The sequence below is a fragment of the Pseudomonas sp. 15A4 genome (assembly GCF_016925575.1).
Taxonomy (GTDB): domain Bacteria; phylum Pseudomonadota; class Gammaproteobacteria; order Pseudomonadales; family Pseudomonadaceae; genus Aquipseudomonas.
Genome location: NZ_CP068986.1, coordinates 3,507,963 through 3,525,437 on the forward strand (window position 1 = coordinate 3,507,963; position 17,475 = coordinate 3,525,437).

9 protein-coding genes and 5 pseudogenes are annotated in these 17,475 nt (G+C 62.4%); 9 read left to right on the forward strand and 5 right to left on the reverse strand.

Features of this window, described 5'->3' with window-relative positions; translation table 11 throughout:
* Nucleotides 1-317 precede the first annotated feature (317 nt).
* A complete protein-coding gene (locus JN403_RS15630) occupies nucleotides 318-1,763 on the reverse strand; it encodes a PLP-dependent aminotransferase family protein (protein ID WP_205483089.1) in 1,446 nt (481 codons plus the stop codon).
* Between the two features lie 213 nt (nucleotides 1,764-1,976).
* Between JN403_RS15630 and treS the strand changes: the two genes are divergently transcribed.
* The 4 genes and pseudogenes from treS to mnmH all read left to right on the forward strand — a co-directional run bounded on the left by treS (nucleotide 1,977) and on the right by mnmH (nucleotide 8,052).
* Nucleotides 1,977-4,046 carry a maltose alpha-D-glucosyltransferase gene (gene treS, locus JN403_RS15635; protein WP_205483090.1) on the forward strand — a complete coding sequence of 690 codons (2,070 nt, stop codon included), beginning with the start codon at nucleotides 1,977-1,979 and terminating at the stop codon, nucleotides 4,044-4,046.
* 350 nt (nucleotides 4,047-4,396) lie between these two features.
* Nucleotides 4,397-5,545, forward strand: a complete 1,149-nt coding sequence (locus JN403_RS15640; RefSeq protein ID WP_240356595.1) for an MFS transporter — start codon at nucleotides 4,397-4,399, stop codon at nucleotides 5,543-5,545.
* 364 nt (nucleotides 5,546-5,909) lie between these two features.
* Nucleotides 5,910-6,943 (forward strand): annotated as a pseudogene (gene selD / locus JN403_RS15645) (selenide, water dikinase SelD).
* Nucleotides 6,943-8,052, forward strand: a complete 1,110-nt coding sequence (gene mnmH, locus JN403_RS15650; protein WP_205483091.1) for a tRNA 2-selenouridine(34) synthase MnmH — start codon at nucleotides 6,943-6,945, stop codon at nucleotides 8,050-8,052. The pseudogene selD and the gene mnmH overlap by 1 nt, the downstream one beginning before the upstream one ends.
* 625 nt (nucleotides 8,053-8,677) lie before the next feature.
* Here the strand turns inward: mnmH and JN403_RS15655 are convergent.
* Nucleotides 8,678-9,913, reverse strand: a complete 1,236-nt coding sequence (locus JN403_RS15655) for a M20/M25/M40 family metallo-hydrolase (protein WP_205483092.1) — start codon at nucleotides 9,911-9,913, stop codon at nucleotides 8,678-8,680.
* 225 nt (nucleotides 9,914-10,138) lie between these two features.
* On the opposite strand from JN403_RS15655, the pseudogene JN403_RS15660 reads away from it, so the two are divergent.
* The 3 genes and pseudogenes from JN403_RS15660 to JN403_RS15670 all read left to right on the forward strand — a co-directional run.
* Nucleotides 10,139-11,221: pseudogene (locus tag JN403_RS15660) on the forward strand (3'-5' exonuclease); the annotation flags it as partial.
* A 297-nt stretch (nucleotides 11,222-11,518) separates the two neighbouring features.
* Nucleotides 11,519-11,737, forward strand: a complete 219-nt coding sequence (locus tag JN403_RS15665; RefSeq protein ID WP_205483093.1) for a hypothetical protein — start codon at nucleotides 11,519-11,521, stop codon at nucleotides 11,735-11,737.
* Between the two features lie 506 nt (nucleotides 11,738-12,243).
* A pseudogene (locus JN403_RS15670) lies at nucleotides 12,244-12,453 on the forward strand (hypothetical protein); the annotation flags it as partial.
* A gap of 9 nt (nucleotides 12,454-12,462) precedes the next feature.
* On the opposite strand, the gene JN403_RS15675 reads toward JN403_RS15670, so the two are convergent.
* Entirely contained in the window at nucleotides 12,463-13,362 is a 900-nt protein-coding gene (locus JN403_RS15675; RefSeq protein ID WP_205483095.1) for a LysR family transcriptional regulator, read from the reverse strand.
* Nucleotides 13,363-13,456: 94 nt separating this feature from the next.
* On the opposite strand from JN403_RS15675, the gene JN403_RS15680 reads away from it, so the two are divergent.
* Entirely contained in the window at nucleotides 13,457-13,900 is a 444-nt protein-coding gene (locus JN403_RS15680) for a cupin domain-containing protein (RefSeq protein ID WP_122624084.1), read from the forward strand.
* 19 nt (nucleotides 13,901-13,919) lie between these two features.
* Here JN403_RS15680 and JN403_RS15685 read toward each other — a convergent pair whose 3' ends face one another.
* Nucleotides 13,920-14,861 (reverse strand): AraC family transcriptional regulator, encoded by a 942-nt coding sequence (locus JN403_RS15685; RefSeq protein WP_205483096.1) that lies wholly within the window; start codon nucleotides 14,859-14,861, stop codon nucleotides 13,920-13,922.
* Nucleotides 14,862-15,083: 222 nt separating this feature from the next.
* Between JN403_RS15685 and JN403_RS15690 the strand changes: the two are divergent.
* A pseudogene (locus JN403_RS15690) lies at nucleotides 15,084-16,111 on the forward strand (alpha/beta hydrolase).
* Nucleotides 16,112-16,216: 105 nt separating this feature from the next.
* Here the strand turns inward: JN403_RS15690 and JN403_RS15695 are convergent.
* Nucleotides 16,217-17,085: pseudogene (locus JN403_RS15695) on the reverse strand (oxaloacetate decarboxylase).
* Nucleotides 17,086-17,475: the final 390 nt, after the last annotated feature.

A 17,475-nucleotide genomic window follows, 5' to 3' on the forward strand; every position in this document is an offset into this window, starting at 1 on the left:
GCTCCTGGTTGGGCCCTTCGTTCCTCAGGGTTCCTTCACTCCGGCCTCGCTCCGTGGACCCGCGCCGAACGGGCATCCATGCCCTGACGGCGCTCTCGCCGCATCCATGCGGCTCGGCCCACGGAGCGAGACCTGCGTTCAGCCGGCACCCAAGTCGCGATTGGCGTCGTCTGGGCTTTTTGTGTACGAAGATCAAGATCAAAAGCAGATCAAAAGCTTCCCGGCTGAAGCCGGTGCCACGGGGGGACGCGGTCTGCTTTTAGTGGGACCGGCTTTAGCCGGGAAGGGGCCGGTGTGTGCGCCCTCAATTTCCCCTGTTAATCGAACACCATCAGCAAATCCCGCAACCGATCCAGCGCCGGGTCGATGTCGAGGAGGTCGATGGCGCCGAATCCCAGCATCAGTCCATCGCGCGGTGGCGCGTCGCTGTAGAAGCCGTGGAGGGGATAAAGGCCTAAGGCCTTGTCCCGCGCGCGGTCGACCAGCAGGTGCAGGTCGATCGCCGGCTGGAGCGAGGGCTTGAGCATCACCGCCATGTGAAAGCCCGCCGTGCACGGGATGGTTTCCAGCCAGGGCGAGAGGTCACCGGCGATGCGGGACAGGATTCGTTCGCGGCGTCCGGCGTAGGTGCTGTGGCACCGGCGGATGTGTTTGTTGAGCAGGCCTTCGCTGATGAATTTGCTCAGGGCCCACTGCGGCAGCGTCGAGGTGTGCCAGTCGGTCAGCTGCTTGGCTTTGATCACCGCTTCGAGGATCGCCGCCGGCAGCACGACGTAGCCCAGGCGCAGCTCCGGCAGCAGGGTTTTTGAAAAGGTGCCGACGTAGGTCACGACGCCGTGCTCGTCCATGCTCTGCAACGAGTCAGTCGGGCGGCCTTCGTAGCGGAATTCGCTGTCGTAGTCGTCTTCGATGATGATCGCGCCGATTCGCCGCGCCTTCTCCAGCAGGGCGTGGCGGCGCGCCAGGCTCATGGGCATGCCCAGCGGCATCTGGTGGGAGGGGGTCACATAAATGGCGCAGGCGTCGTCGGGAATCTGTTCGACGATGATGCCCTCGCGGTCGACCGGCACACTGGCGACCTCAGCGCCCTGGGCGGCAAACAGCAGGCGTGCCGGCGTGTAGCCCGGGTCTTCCATGGCCACGCGGCTGCCCGGTTCGATTAGCACGCGGGCGATCAGGTCCAGGGCCTGTTGCGCGCCATTGCACACCACCACGTCATCGGCCCCGCAGCGGACGCCGCGCGCGAAGGCGATGTGCCCGGCAATCGCGGCGCGCAGGGCGGGCAGGCCTTCGGGCTGGCTGTAGAAGCCGCGCTCGGTGGACATCTGCCGCACCGCGTGGTGCACGCAGCGCCGCCATTCGTCGTGGGGAAATTGGATTTTCGCGGTCGCGCCGCCGAGAAAATCGTAGCGCAGGGTGCCCGCGCGGGTCGGATGGCGCAGGGGCAGGGAGATCCGCTCCCATTTCGCCACGATGTGGGCGCTGGCCAGTTTCGATGGCGCAGGCCGAGACGGGCTGTGGGCGTTCATGGCGTTGACGAACGTGCCGCTGCCGACCTTGCCCACCAAGTAATTTTCATAGGTCAGTCGGCTGTAGGTGTCGGAGATGGTTTTGCGCGACAGCCCCAGCTGCGCGGCGAGCAGCCGACTGGGCGGCAATTGCACGCCCGCCGCCAAGCGGCCGCACACGATACTGTCGCGCAGCTGTTCATAGACCTGACGGGCAAGGTCCTTGCGGCCCTCGATAACGATGTGTAATTCCACGCAAACCCCTGAACAGCGCCGGCGGTGCAGATGCACCCCGGGGATTTTAGCCACTGCATGGCGCGCGTCACAGCAACGGATGCAACGTTTACGCGCCAAGGTGCTCTTAGAGTTAGGCATAAACCTGACACACCCAGGCAGGACGGTCCGGACAGCGCTCGCAGAGCCGTTGGACCGCCGCTCCCATCCACTTGAAGATGGAACCCCGCATACATGACCACCCCGGACAAGCAGTACGTCGAATGGCTGGTTGAGCAATCGATGCTCAACGCCGCGAAGCAACGCGCAAAACTGTATGGCGGCCAGGGCCGTCTCTGGCAGCGGCCCTACGCACAGGCCCGTCCGAGGGATGCCTCGGCCATCGGCTCGGTCTGGTTCACCGCGTATCCGGCGTCGATCATCACCCGCGAAGGCGGTTCGGTGCTCGAAGCGCTGGCCGATGAAACCCTCTGGCACGCGCTGTCCGAAGTCGGCATTCAGGGCATTCACAACGGCCCGTTGAAAGCCTCCGGCGGTTTGAAAGGGCGCGAGCGCACCCCGAGCATCGACGGCAACTTCGACCGCATCAGTTTTGAGGTGGATTCGTCACTGGGCACCGACGCGCAGTTTCTCAACCTCAGCCGCATCGCCGCTGCGCACAACGCGATCGTCGTCGATGACGTGATCCCTTCCCACACCGGCAAAGGCGCGGATTTCCGCCTGGCCGAGATGGCCTACGAAGAGTATCCGGGCCTCTACCACATGGTGGAGATCAAGGAAGAAGACTGGTCGCTGCTCCCGGAAGTCCCGGCCGGCCGCGACGCCGTCAACCTTCAGCCTGCCATCGTTGATGCGCTGCGCGACAAGCATTACATCGTCGGTCAGTTGCAGCGGGTGATTTTCTTCGAACCCGGCGTCAAGGAAACCGACTGGAGCGCCACGCCCATCGTCACCGGCGTCGACGGCAAGGACCGCCGCTGGGTCTATCTGCACTACTTCAAGGAAGGCCAGCCGTCGCTGAACTGGCTGGACCCGAGTTTCGCCGCGCAACAGATGATCATCGGCGATGCCTTGCACGCCATCGACGTCATGGGCGCGCGGGTGTTGCGTCTGGACGCCAACGGCTTCCTCGGCGTCGAACGCAAGGCTGACGGCACGGCGTGGTCCGAGAGCCATCCGCTGTCGATCACCGGCAATCAGTTGCTCGCGGGCGCCATTCGCAAGGCCGGCGGCTTCAGCTTCCAGGAGCTGAACCTGACCATCGACGACATCGCGGCGATGTCCCACGGCGGCGCTGACCTGTCCTATGACTTCATCACCCGCCCGGCGTATCAGCACGCGCTGCTGACCGGCCGCACGGAGTTCCTGCGCCTGATGCTGCGTCAGGTCCATGAGTTCGGCATCGACCCTGCGTCGCTGATTCACGCCCTGCAGAACCACGATGAACTGACCCTGGAGCTGGTGCATTTCTGGACGCTGCATGCCCACGATCAATACCTTTATCAGGGCCAGACCTTCCCGGGGAATATCCTGCGCGAGCACATTCGCGAGGAGATGTACGAGCGTCTGGCGGGCGAGCATGCGCCCTACAACCTGAAGTTCGTCACCAACGGCGTGTCGTGCACGACGGCGAGCATCATCACCGCGGCCTTGGGCATTCGTGAACTGGACAGCATGACCGCCGCCGACATCGAAAAGATCCAGCACATCCATTTGCTGCTGGTGATGTTCAACGCCATGCAACCGGGCGTGTTCGCGCTGTCGGGCTGGGACCTAGTGGGCGCCTTGCCGCTGCCGGCCGAGCAGGTTGAGCATTTGATGGGCGACGGCGACACCCGCTGGATCCATCGCGGTGGCTATGATCTGGTCGACATGGACCCGGACTGCGAGATCTCGGAGGGCGGTATGCCACGGGCTCGCGCGCTGTATGGCAGCCTGGTCGAGCAATTGAAGCGGCCGGACTCGTTCGCCTCGCAGCTGAAGAAACTGCTGGCCGTGCGTCGCGCCTATGACATCGCCGCCAGCCGGCAGATTTTGATTCCCGACGTCGAACACCCGGGGCTGCTGATCATGGTGCACGAACTGCCAGCCGGGAAGGGCACGCAGATCACCGCGTTGAACTTCAGCGCAGAAGCCATCGTCGAGACCCTGCACTTGCCAGGTATCGCCCCGGGGCCGGTGGTGGACATCATCAATGAACGGGTCGAAGGCGACCTGACCGAAGAGGGTGAATTCACCATCACGCTGGACGCCTACGAAGGCCTCGCGCTGCGCGTCGTCAGCATGGCGGCACCGATGATGTGATGGGTTGCGGAGCTGGCTTCTTCTCTAGGCAGCACCGGCTTTAGCCGGGAAGGCGTCGGTGGTCACACCCTGAAAATGAGGGTGTACAGGCTGGCCTCTTCCCGGCTGAAGCCGGTCCTACGGGAGATAGTGCACATCTGCAGGGCTGGGCCGGTCCCACTGGATGCACGTGCTGCTTTAGTGGGACCGGCTTTAGCCGGGAAGGCGTCGGTGGTCACACCCTGAAATGAGGGTGCTCAAACTGGCCTCTTCCCGGCTGAAGCCGATCCTGCGAACGAGTGCGTTCAGCGAAGGATCGCTTTTGTTATTCACCGTCTGCCGCTCGCGCAGACCTGTTCAGGTCGTTTTCTGTGTCAGTTGCCCAATCCGTTCGTGCCCCCGTTTTTGTTCACCTCTGGAGTTATCGCCTGACGTTTCTGCTGTCCGGGATGTCGCTGGGTGCGTGGGCGCCACTGGTGCCTTTCGCCCGCGACCGCGCCGGCCTTGAGGAAGCTCAGCTTGGCTTGCTGTTGTTGTGCTTCGGCCTCGGTTCGATGCTGACGATGCCGCTGGCGGGAATGCTGACCACCCGCAAGGGTTGCAGGTTTGTCTCGTTGATTGGCGGCGCGTTGATCTGCTGCATGCTGCCGTTGCTTGCCACCTTGTCATCCCTGCCAGCGCTGGCAGTGGCCCTGGCGGTGTTCGGCGCCGGGCTGGGCAGCATCGACGTGGCAATGAACGTGCAGGGCCTGATGGTCGAGCGCGATCACGGACGGCCGATGATGTCGGGGTTTCACGGGCTGTTCAGCCTCGGCGGCATCAGCAGTGCGCTGTTGATGACGTTGCTGCTGTGGCTGGGCGCGTCGCCGTTACTGGCGGTGGCCGTGGTGGTGGCGCTGATTGCCGGAATGCTGCTCTGGCACGCCCGCTACCTCGTGCCCCATGGCGCAGACGATCCGTCCGCACCCTTCGCCCGGCCGACCACCAAGGTGATTATCGTCGGCATTCTTTGCTTCATCGCGCTGCTGGTGGAAGGCGCGATGCTCGACTGGAGCGCGTTGTTCCTGAACCGCATGCACCAGATCGATTTGTCGGTGGCCGGCGGTGCCTATGCTGTGTTTTCGCTGACCATGGCAGCGGGACGGTTTTCCGGTGATTGGTTGAGGGATCGCCTGGGCGCTGTGAACCTGCTGATTGGCGGCGGGCTGCTGGTGATGGTCGGGTTTGCCATGGCGATCCTGCTGCAACCGTGGCCGCTGTTCCTGCTGGGCTTCGCGCTGATCGGTCTGGGGCTGTCCAACACTTTTCCGGTGTATTGCTCGGTCGTTGGCGCACAGACCAAAATGCCGGCGGGGCTGGCGATTGCGGTGATTACCGGCATTGGCTATTGCGGGATTTTGCTGGGGCCTGCGTTGATTGGTTTCGCGGCCCATGTCATCGGTTTGCGGGAGGCACTGTTGTGTGTCGGCACCCTGATGCTCGCGCAGGTGCTGACCGCGAGGCGCATGGCTCGTGGCTGAAAAGGGCCACGCCGAGCTCATTGTATGAACGCGACGCTTTTAGTGGGACCGGCTTCAGCCGGGAAGAGACAGATGCGCACACCATCAATTCTGCGGTGTGGCATCTGGGGCCTTCCGGCTAAAGCCGGTCCCACCGAAAGCACGCGGTGTTGACTGTAGGACTGGCTTTAGCCGGGAAGAGGCCGGTGTGGAACCCTCATTTTTTGCGGTGTGGCATCTGACGCTTTCCCGGCTAAAGCCGATCCCACTAAGTGCGCGTTAGCCTGATGGTGAAGTGTCTGTCCCGACATCCAGCCATCCAGCAACCCTTCAACCCACCGGCGCCTCTGTTAGACTTCGGCGCCTTGAAACTCAGGGGCTCCCCATGACCGACCCGATTCGTCTTACCCAATACAGTCACGGCGCCGGCTGCGGCTGCAAGATCTCGCCCAAGGTGCTGGAAACCATTCTCGCCGGCAGCGGCGCGCAGAACCTCGACCCGCGCCTGTGGGTCGGCAACGCCTCCCGCGATGACGCGGCGGTTTATGCCATCGACGACGAAAAGGGCGTGGTGTCCACCACCGATTTCTTCATGCCCATCGTCGACGACCCGTTCGACTTCGGCCGCATTGCCGCAACCAACGCCATCAGCGACATCTACGCCATGGGCGGCGATCCGTTGATGGCCATCGCCATTCTCGGCTGGCCGGTCAACGTGCTGGCCCCGGAAGTCGCCCGCGAAGTCATCCGCGGCGGGCGTGCCGTATGCGATGCAGCGGGCATCCCGTTGGCGGGCGGTCACTCCATCGATGCGCCCGAGCCGATTTTCGGTCTGGCCGTCACGGGCCTCGTTGAAAAGCGCTTCATGAAGCGCAACGACACCGCCACCGTCGGCTGCAAGCTGTTCCTGACCAAGCCCCTGGGCATTGGCATCCTCACCACAGCCGAGAAAAAAGCCTGCTGCGCGACGAAGACATCGGCCTGGCCCGCGACGTGATGTGTACGCTGAACAAGCCCGGTAGCCGGTTTTCCCGACTGGCCGGCGTGACAGCCATGACCGACGTCACCGGCTTCGGCTTGCTCGGGCATCTGGTTGAGATGGCCGACGGCAGTCAGGTCACTGCACGACTGAACGCTGCCGCCGTGCCGCGTCTGGGCAGCGTCGATTTCTACATCGAGCAGGACTGCATCCCCGGTGGTACCCACCGCAATTACGACAGTTATGGCGAGCGCATCGGCCCGTTGACCGAGGCACAAAAACTGCTGCTCTGCGATCCGCAAACAAGTGGCGGCCTGCTGATTGCCGTCGAGCCTGCCGAAGAAGCGGCGTTCCTCGCCATGGCAGAAGAACTGGGCCTGAGCCTTGCGGCGATCGGCGAATTGATCGAGCGACAGCCACTCGCGGTCGAGGTGTTCTGATGCGCGACAACAGCGCCGACCTGCGCGAGATTTTCCTCCGCGACGTGCCGATGATGGACGTCCGCGCACCCGTGGAATTCACCAAGGGCGCGTTCCCTGGCGTGGTCAATCTGCCGCTGATGAATGACGTCGAGCGGCAGAAGGTCGGCACCAGCTATAAGCAGGACGGTCAGCAGGCGGCGATCGAATTGGGCCACAAGCTGGTGGCTGGCGAGCTGAAACAGGCGCGAATCGACGCGTGGGCGAGTTTTGCCCGCAACCATCCGGAGGGGTTTCTCTATTGCTTTCGCGGCGGCCTGCGTTCGCAGATCACGCAGCAGTGGCTCAAGAGCGAAGCGGGCATCGAGTACCCCCGGGTCATCGGTGGTTACAAGGCAATGCGCAGCTTTTTGATCGAAGTGACCGAACAGGCGGTGGCCGAGTGCGATTTCGTGCTGATCGGCGGCTTGACCGGCAGCGGCAAGACCGAAGTGCTGCAGCAGCTCGACAACGGCCTGGATCTGGAAGGGCATGCGAATCATCGCGGTTCGAGCTTCGGCAAACACGCGACGCCGCAACCGGGACAGATCGATTTCGAGAACCTGCTGGCGGTCGACATTCTCAAGAAGCGCGCCCGGCAGCTCGACCAGTTTGTGGTCGAGGATGAGGGGCGCATCGTGGGCAGTCGCGCTGTGCCCCTTGAGTTGTACCGGACGATGCAGGACGCGCCGCTGGTGTGGCTCGAGGACAGTTTTGACAGCCGCGTCGAGCGGATTCTGAAGGATTATGTGACGGATCTGTGTGCGGAGTTCATCGCCGTGCAGGGCGTTGAAACGGGTTTTGCGGCGTACGCCGAGCGGCTGAAACAGAGTCTGTCGAGCATTGTTCGGCGTTTGGGCGGGGAGCGTTATCAGCGGTTGGCGGCGATTATGGACAGCGCGCTGGCCGAGCAGGCGCGCACGGGGGCGGTTGAGCTGCACCGTGGTTGGATCAGCGGGATGTTGAGTGAGTATTACGATCCGATGTATGCGTTTCAGCGGGACAGCAAGGACGCGCGGGTTGAGTTTTCCGGGGATCAGGGGGCGGTTGTGGAGTATTTAAAACAGCGGAAAGTTAACTCCTGCGATTGAGGGGCAAGGTCAAGAGCGTCTGCCTAAGGGCAGACTGTTTCGCCTTCGGCGACTTACTTTTGAGAAGTCGAAAGTCGCACCATCCAAAAGTAAGCAAAAGTGCCTGCTCCTGGTTGGGCTCCTCCTGCGTCGGAGTACCCTCACTCCGGTCTCGCTCCGTGGGCCCGCGCCGAACGGACATCCCTGTCCGCAACGGCGCTCTCGCCGCATCCCTGCGGCTCGGCCCACTGCGCGAGACCTGCGTTCAGCCTGCACCCAAGTCGCGTTCTGCGGTGTCTGGGCCTCTTGTGTTTGAAGATCAAAAGCGCGTTTAGAGCAGATCACAAACAGATCAAAAGCTTCCCGGCTGAAGCCGGTCCCACTAACAGCATCGCGTTCCGTCAGTGGGACCGGCTTTAGCCGGGAAGAGGCCGGTAGAACACTGCTATTTATGATCGTGCCCACGCTCTGCGTGGGAATGCATCCGAGGACGCCCTGCGTCCACTCCCGGCATAAGCTAGTCCCTCTGGCTGAGCGCTGTGCGGTTAGTGGGACCGGCTTCAGCCGGGAAGAGGCCGGTGTAAACGCCGCTATTTTTTGGTCATTCCCACGCTCTGCAGGGCAATGCCGCCTCTGACGGTGGGCTTTATTTCCCGGACAATTCCATGATCATCGCCGCGGTCAGGTAGAGCCTGGGGGCGATGCTGCTGAGGTCCATGTATTCGTCGTCGGCGTGGAGGCCGGCGCCGACGACGCCCATGGTTTCGAGGACGGCAGGTTTCTGGCTGTCGGGTACGTAGGCGTAACCGGCGTCGGTGCCGAAGCGCATGGCGATGGGTTCGAGGGTGCGGCCGGTTTTGGCGTAGATCGCTTGCGCGATTTTGGCGAGGTCGTCGGTGGCGGGGTTTTTCGCCAGCGGCGGGCGGCCTTTGTCGAGGCGGAAGGTGACGTCGGTGCCGTCGATCATTTTGCCTTGCACGATGCGTTGTCCGTCAGCCAGCACGCGGTCGGATTCGCTCAGGTCGGAGTAGCGCATGTCGCCTTCGGCCGCAGCGCTGGAGGGGATGATGTTGCGCTTCTCGCCGCCTTTGATCAGCGTCCAGTTGACCGTGGTGCCCTTGGCCGGGTCGCCCAGGTCCTTGAGCTGCACCAGTTGGTGGGCCAGTTCCATGGCGGCGTTGCGGCCGGCTTCCGGGGCGGAGCCGGCGTGGGAGGACTTGCCTTTGACGTCGACGAACACGCCGTTGATGCCATTGGTCGCGACCGTTACCGCGTCCTTGTCCGGTGGCTCGAACGAGAACACGTAGTCGTGCTTGCGCGCCAGTTCGGCGATGAGGGCTTTCGAGCCGGCGGAGCCCGTTTCTTCGTCAGGGTTGAACAGTACGGTGATCGTGCCGAAGTCCTTGAATTTCTCGTCATCGAGCAGCTTCAAGGTATGCAGCACCATGGCCACGCCACCTTTGGCGTCGGCGACGCCGGGGCCATACGCATGCTCCCCGTCGACGCGGAAAGGTCGCTTGGCGGCGGTGCCCGGGCCGAACACGGTGTCGTAATGGATCATCAGCAGAAAGGATTTGCTCCCCGTGCCCTTGAGGGTGCCGACGATGTTATCGCCTGCCGAAGGCGTCGCCGGTGTGGTCTCGACTGTTGCGCCCAGGGCTTTGAGCCGCTCGACCAGCACCGCGCTGACCATTTTCAGGCCCGCCGCCTGACCCGTCCCGGTGTCGATGTTGACCAGTTGCTTGACCGTGGCCAGATAGGGTTTTTGCTCAGCCTCGGCCTTCTTTAACAATGGTTCGGGGGTGACGTCGGCGGCATAGGCGCCGCAGGCAAACAGGGCAGCGAGGATGGAGGCGCTCAGGGCGGTACGTCGAACGTGCATGCTGGATCCCTCAGATGATGGTCGAGTTGTTGTGATGTCCAGGGACCCACATCGTTCCCGCAGCATAGGTCGTCAGGCACTGCCCGTGCGGCGGATTTTCCGGTAGAGCCGCTTCTGGCTGACAGGTCATCGGCCGGGCATGGCGCTTTCCCGCAACCGCCGCGCTTTCCTGCAGCATTCACCGTAGAATCCTCGTCTGAAATAAACAGCGACGAGGTTGCAGCGGTGGATTTACAGCAGGGCTTCGTCCTGACCCGGCATTGGCGCGACGCGGACGCCGGCACCGAGGTGGAATTTTGGCTGGCCACCGATGAGGGGCCGCGCCAGGTGCGCCTGCCGTATCAGACCTCCGTCGCGTTTATCCCGGAGCAGCACCGCGAGCGCGCCGAGGCTGTGTTGCGCAAGGAGCGTAACGTCGAGCTAAAGCCACTGGCGTTGTGTGATTTCCGCCATCGCCCGGTGCTCGGGCTGTACACGCGTCAGCATCGCCAGTTGATGAACCTGGAAAGCGACCTGCGCAAGGCCAGCGTCGACGTCTACGAAGCCGATATCCGCCCGCCTGAGCGTTACCTGATGGAGCGCTTCATCACCGCGCCGGTGCAGTTCGGCGGGCGGCCGGACGCCAATGGCCTGTTGCTGGACGCGCAACTCAAGCCTGATCCGGGTTACCGACCGACCCTGAAACTGGTGTCGCTGGACATCGAAACCACCGAGCGCGGCGAGCTGTATTGCATCGGTCTGCATGGCTGCGGCGAGCGTCAGGTGTACATGCTTGGCCCGGCCAATGGCGATGACGCCCAGGTGAACTTCAAGCTTGAGTACTGCGACACCCGCGTCGCGCTGCTGGAGAAGCTCAACGAATGGATGGCCCGCCATGACCCGGACGGGATCATCGGCTGGAACGTCGTGCAGTTCGATCTGCGCGTGCTGCACGAGCACTCGCGGCGCTTGAATGTGCCGCTGCGCCTGGGCCGGGGCGGCGAGGTGATGACCTGGCGCGAACATGGCGCACGCAACAATCACTTCTTCGCGGCGGCGGCCGGGCGGCTGATCATCGACGGCATCGAGGCGCTGCGTTCGGCGACCTGGAGCTTTCCTTCGTTCAGCCTGGAAAACGTGTCGCAGAGGCTGCTGGGAGAAGGCAAAACCATCAACAATCCGTATCAGCGCATGGACGAAATCAACCGTATGTTCGCCGAGGACAAGCCCGCGCTGGCGCGGTACAACCTCAAAGACTGCGAACTGGTCACGCAGATTTTCGCCAAGACCGAGCTGCTCACCTTCCTCCTCGAACGCGCCACGGTGACCGATTCGCCGGCGGACTGCGGCGGTGTCTGGCGCTACGTCATCGAGCGGCTTTACATGACCTGCACCAGATCACGCACCGCTTGCCATGTCGCCGCTGAAACCGGCAGAATGCTGGCTGCTTCAATCCGCAGCTTCCACGGTGATCGATCATACCGTGCCAAGAGGGGACCTCCGTACTGAAGCCCACCTGAAAGATGATCGCCAACCACGATAATCAAATCTCACGATCCTTGATTATCGGCAGGTCGAGACTGAAGGTCAGCATCCTGAGCAGCGAAGAGTTTTTGGCGCGCTGGGGTGCGCGTTGAACCAGACGAATCGCCGTTCATCGGTTCCGTGGTGGCTGGCGGTGAGGTCTTCCGCTTGGCAGCAGGTCGCAACAATATCAAACGAATCGGTCTGCTGAAACGTCGCCATGGCGGTATATTCCATGTTGTTTGTGTCGCGATGCGCCGCAATAGTAATGTCCCGATACCGCTTCCGCAACAGATTGGCGAGATCCGCGCAACACGATAACGAACCGCAACGGCGAAGAGTTACAGGAAATTAATCCATGCCCAAACTGTCAAAGTTTCCACATCAGTCGCATGATCTTCATCGTCGCGACCGAAGAAAGGTGGGTTGAAGACGTCACCGAGCACGCTGGCGGTGAGGAAACACATTAGATATTGAATGTCCGCATCACGAACCATTGTAGCTACCATAATCACAAACGCTTGCGGTGAGCGAGCACGTATTTTCCGCTTTCGCATCAGTCTTTTTCTTCAATGCAAGATTATGAATACAGTCACAAAAGAGGGTGCGGTGTCGCTGACGCAAGGCGGTAAACGGCAAAATGATTTTCCGTATCAACGCCCGCTGAATCGCTATGTCACGCCCGGCAACATCGCGAGTTGCTGGTTGAATCCCGCCAAATAAATGAGTCGCAAGACGCTGATCTGCATCGGAGCTTCACGCTTAGCCTCCGATAATGATATGTCGCGCGTCATCGCGAGGTATTAACAACACCAGGACGACGTCCAGGTCGGCCGTTGCAGTACCAGAACGGCGGCTGGATCAGCTACGTGATCACGGTGGCCGGACCCGAGCCGCTGGAAGTGCGGACGGCGGCGATCGACTACGACCACTACATCAGCAAACAGCTGCAGCCGATTGCCGACGCGATCCTGCCGTTCGTGATCTCGCGGACCATCGATCTCAGTTCCCAGGACCAGTTCAGCTTCGACTTTTGATCCGCATTTTCACGCCAGCGGATTGATCCGCAGCGCCTCCAGCACCACGCGAAACGCTGCCGTGTGCTGGCGCCGACTGGGGTAATACAGGTGATAGCCCTCGAACGGCTCGCACCAGTCGGCGAGCACTTCCACCAGTTCGCCCTGCTTGATGTGCCCGGCCACCAGCCCCTCGGGAAGCTGTGCCAGACCGACGCCGTCCAGGCACCCCTGAAGAATCTGAAACACGCTGTTCATGATCAACGGGCCGTCGACACGCACGCGGATGTCGCGGCCGTCTTTGGCGTACTCCCATTGATACAGCGCGCCGTGGGTCGGCAAGCGCAGGTTGATACAGCGGTGGCCGGGCAGGTCTTCGGGCACCCGCGGCATGGTGTGCCGCGCGAGGTACTCGGGGGACGCCACGGTAACCAGCCGCAACGGCGGGGCAATCGGCGCGGCGATCATGTCCGCCGCAAGGGTGTCTCCCAGGCGCACGCCAGCGTCGATGCGCTGGGCGACGATGTCGGTCAGGCCGTAGTCGGTGACCAGTTCGATGGTCATGTCAGGGTATTGATCGAGCAAGGGTTTGAGCCGTGGCCACAGGACGTAACGCGCGGCGAACTCGTCGGCGGTGATGCGCACCGTGCCGGAAGGGCGGCCGCTGTGGTCGATGGCGGCGTTGACCTGTTCCTCAATGCCGTCGAGCAGCGGTGTCAGGCCCTTGAATAACTGCTCGCCGGCCTCGGTGCGGGTCACGCTGCGGGTCGTGCGGGTGAGCAAGCGAACGCCAAGACGCTCTTCAAGTAAGCGCATGGTCTGGCCGACCGCGGAGGGTGAGATGCCCAGCGCGGCGGCGGCGCGGGTGAAATTGCCTTCGCGGCCCACTGCAACGAATACCGCCAGGTCATCCAGTTTGTAATCCGCCATTGCGAAGCGCTCCTTCATTTTGATCGAAGCATTCTACGGATACTGTCGGCAATGCGCCCTTGTTACGCTGGCTGCACATTTTCTGGAGGTCGCTATGAGCTCAACTGATTTATCTGCTGAAGACATGCAAATCCACCGTGCCGGCTCGGCCAAAGCTATCAAGGGCCCGGCAGACTGGTTCACCGGGGACGTGCGTATCGACCGGATTTTCAACGCGCCGGCACCGGCACGGGTCGGCCTGGCCATCGTGAATTTCCAGCCGGGCGCGCGGACAAACTGGCACACCCATCCGCTGGGCCAGATCCTGCTGGTCACTGACGGCGTCGGCTGGACCCAGTGCGAAGGCGGGCCAAAAACCGAAATCCGCCCGGGCGATCTGATCTGGTGCAATTGCGGCCGTCGTCACTGGCACGGCGCGACCGACACCACCGCCATGCAACACGTCGCGGTCAATGAAGCGCTGGACGGCAAGCCGGTCGACTGGCTGGAGCCGGTGACCGAGCAGACCTACCTGGCCGGGCCGGTCAAGAAGGATTGAGAGGGTGGCGGGGCGCCGATCATGACGCTGCCACGGCCTGGCTGCGCATCCGCGTAATGTCCTTTTTCGGCGGTGCGCCGAACAGCCGACCGTACTCGCGACTGAACTGCGAGGGGCTTTCGTAACCGACCTTGAACGCAGCGCTGGCGGCGTCCTGCTGTTCGTTGAGCATCAGCCTCCGCGCCTCGTTCAGACGCAGCCATTTCTGGTACTGCAGCGGGCTCATGGACGTGAGGTTGCGAAAGTGCAGGTGGAAGTTCGGCGCGCTCATCTGCACCCGCGCAGCCAGGTCTTCGACGCGCAAGGCACTCGCGTAATTGAGCTTCAGCCAGTCGATGGCTTTGGCAATCCGGTAACCCTGACCGTCCACCGAAGCAATGTGCCGCAGCAGCGGCGCCCGATCGCCCTGGAGCAGCCGGAAGTGAATCTCGCGCTGCAACAGGGGCCAGAGCACCGGAATGGCGTCGGGCTCCTGCAACAGATTGACCAGTCGGGCGAGGGGATCGAGCAGCGCTGAGGTCAGGCTGGCAATGCCCGCGTTTTTGCGCACGGCGCGCTCCTTCGGTGTTGGCACATTCCCTTGGGCGATCAGCTCGGTCAAGGTGCGCAGGTCCAGCTGGAAGACCAGTCCCAGGCACGGCGTGTCCGCGCTGGCGAGGGTTACGGCGGAGTTGGCAGGCACGTCCAGTGAGGTGATCAGAAAGCGTGTCGTGTCGTAGGGATAGACGTCGCTGCCGATGACCATTTCCTTGGCGCCCTGGACCACCAGCACGATGCTCGGGGCCAGGATGCAGGTCGCCGGCGGCGAGGGCGCTTCGCGGCGAAACAGGCCGAGACCGGTGATGACGGTAGGAAAATCACCGGGGGCCGGCGTAAGGCTGTCGATGATGCGCGTCAGCGATTGCAACTGGGCTCGGGTGTCGCTGCCTGTTGCCTGCACCGAAATCGCGGTGTCGCCCATGTTTTTCCCCCACTTGGTTTTGCCGCGGCTTTGCCGTGGTTTTGCGGTCCTGCCGAGCTTGAACTGTACGGGCCCGGTAAAACAGCCGTCCAGCCTTGCCCCTCCGGATTGATCGGATCGGGCAAGAAAGCCACCGGATTGCTCTACTGCCTGCTCGGGCTGCCCCATGAATATGTGCATCGCACACTTCATTCGCGCCGCGCCCCGGCGCCGGAGACATTCATGAAACAGCTGATGATGGGGCTGGCCTTGCTGGTCAGCTCATTCGCCACAATGGGAGCCGATATGTCCAGCGGAGCTGACAATTTCTACACCAGTGAACAGGTCACCAAGCAGAAGGTGACGTTCAACAACCAGTACCTGATGAAAACAGTGGGCAACCTGTTCGTGCCGAAGGACATGATCAGTGGCCGCAAGTATCCGGCGATCATCGTCGGTCACCCCATGGGCGCCGTGAAGGAACAGAGCTCGAACCTGTACGCGCAGAAGCTCGCCGAGCAGGGTTTCATCACTCTGGCTATCGACCTGTCGTTCTGGGGGAAAGCGAAGGTCGGCCGCGCAATCTGGTGTCCCCTGAGATCTACGCCGAAGACTTCAGCGCCGCCGTCGATTACCTCGGCAGCCAAGGCTTCGTCGATCGCGACCGCATCGGTGTTCTGGGTATCTGCGGCAGCGGCAGTTTCGCCATCAGCGCTGCGAAGATAGACCCACGCATGAAGGCCGTCGCGACCGTGAGCATGTATGACATGGGCGGCGTCAATCGCAACGGCCTGCAGCATTCGGTCAGTGTCGAGCAACGCAAAGAAGCCATGGCGGCCGCCGCTGCACAACGTGATGTCGAGTTTGCCGGCGGCAAAACCCGGTACACCAGCGGCACCGTGGACAGACTCACCGAACACTCCAACCCGATCGAGCGTGAGTTTTACGACTTCTACCGGACCCCAAGGGGCGAATTCACCCCCAAGGGCCAGTCGCCTGAATTGACCACGCACCCCACGCTGAGCAGCAACGTGAAGTTCATGAACTTTTACCCGTTCGCTGACATCGAGACGATTTCACCGCGGCCGATGCTATTTATCGCCGGCGAGAACGCCCATTCCCGTGAGTTCAGCGAGGAGGCTTATCGCCTGGCCGGCCAGCCCAAGGAACTGGTCATCATTCCGAGTGCCGGGCACGTGGACCTGTATGACCGGGTGGATCTGATCCCTTTCGACAGGCTCGCGTCTTTCTTTCAGACCCATCTGAAGTAACCCCCAGGCTGTTTGAAGCCGCTTGATCCGTCGAGTCGTCGGCGGATCGAACCGGTTGATCAGGGGTTTAGGCGGCGTGACGCAATCATGCGCCACGCCGCAGCCTCACTCCTTCACATCCATGAAATCCTTGGCCCAGGCCACGTAGTTTTCCGGGAAGGTGTAGGTGTGGGTCAGTTCGGTGGCGCTGTGATTCGAGGTGCTGTGGGTGACCTGGCGCTGGGCGCGGAGGCTGTCGTAGGTGGCCTTGATCGCGGCGAAGTAGGCCGCGTGGCCGGCGACCACCACCCGCACGCCCAGATCGGCCAGGCGCTGAGGGTCATTGAGCTCGGGATTGCCGTAGGTCACCAGCATCAGTGGCACGCTGAGCTTTTCCGAAATCTGTTCCAAATGCTTGAAGTCCTTGATGCCCACGATGCAGATGCCGTCGGCGCCGGCCTTTTCGTAGGCCAGTGTGCGCTCGATGATGTCCTGGACCGGCAGCACGCCGGCGTTGGTCCGGGCGACGATCGTCAGTTCCGGGTCGACGCGGGCTTCAAGGGCGGCCTTGACCTTGCCGATGCCTTCTTCGATGGACACCAGGTCCGTGGATTTGCGCCCGAATTGCGCGGGCAGCAAGGTGTCTTCGATGGTCAGCGCCGCCACACCGGCGCGCTCCAGTTCTTCTACAGTGCGCATGACGTTCAGGGCGTTGCCGTAGCCATGGTCGGCGTCGGCAATGAAAGGCAACTGCGCGACACGACCGATGCGGGTGGCCTGCTCGACGAATTCGCTCAGGGTAATCAGCGCAAAATCCGGCGCTGCCAACACCTGCAGCGACGCCACCGACCCCCCAGAATCCCGACCTCAAAGCCCAAATCCGCCGCGATGCGCGCCGACATGGGATCGAACACTGAAGCCGTCTCGACGCAGTGCTGCGAAGCCAGCTGCTCACGGAATTTGCGACGCAAAGCGGAGTGGGAAATTCTGGACATAAGGCTTCCTGATTCAGGCCGTCATCGAAATGCCAGCAATGCTACCGCAAATTCAGGCTGAAACGTCTCACCTCGACGAGCGACGTGCATTGATTTGCGTGGGTGGCCGCGCAGGGCTGATCTCCACAGCGCCTGGTAGGAACGGCTCCAGCCGGGAAGGCGTCAGCACCACACCGCAGAATTGACGTGATCACACCGGCGTCTTCCCGGCTGAAGCCGGTCCTGCGGGAGCAGTCTTTCTGCCACAAGGTGATGCCGATTGTTCCCACGCTCTGCGTGGTAATGCCGCCCCGGACGCTCAGCGTCCAGCAGAGGACACGCATTCGAGATCGGGAGGTGACGCGGAGCGTCACAGGATGCATCCCCACGCGGAGCGTGGGGACGATCAAG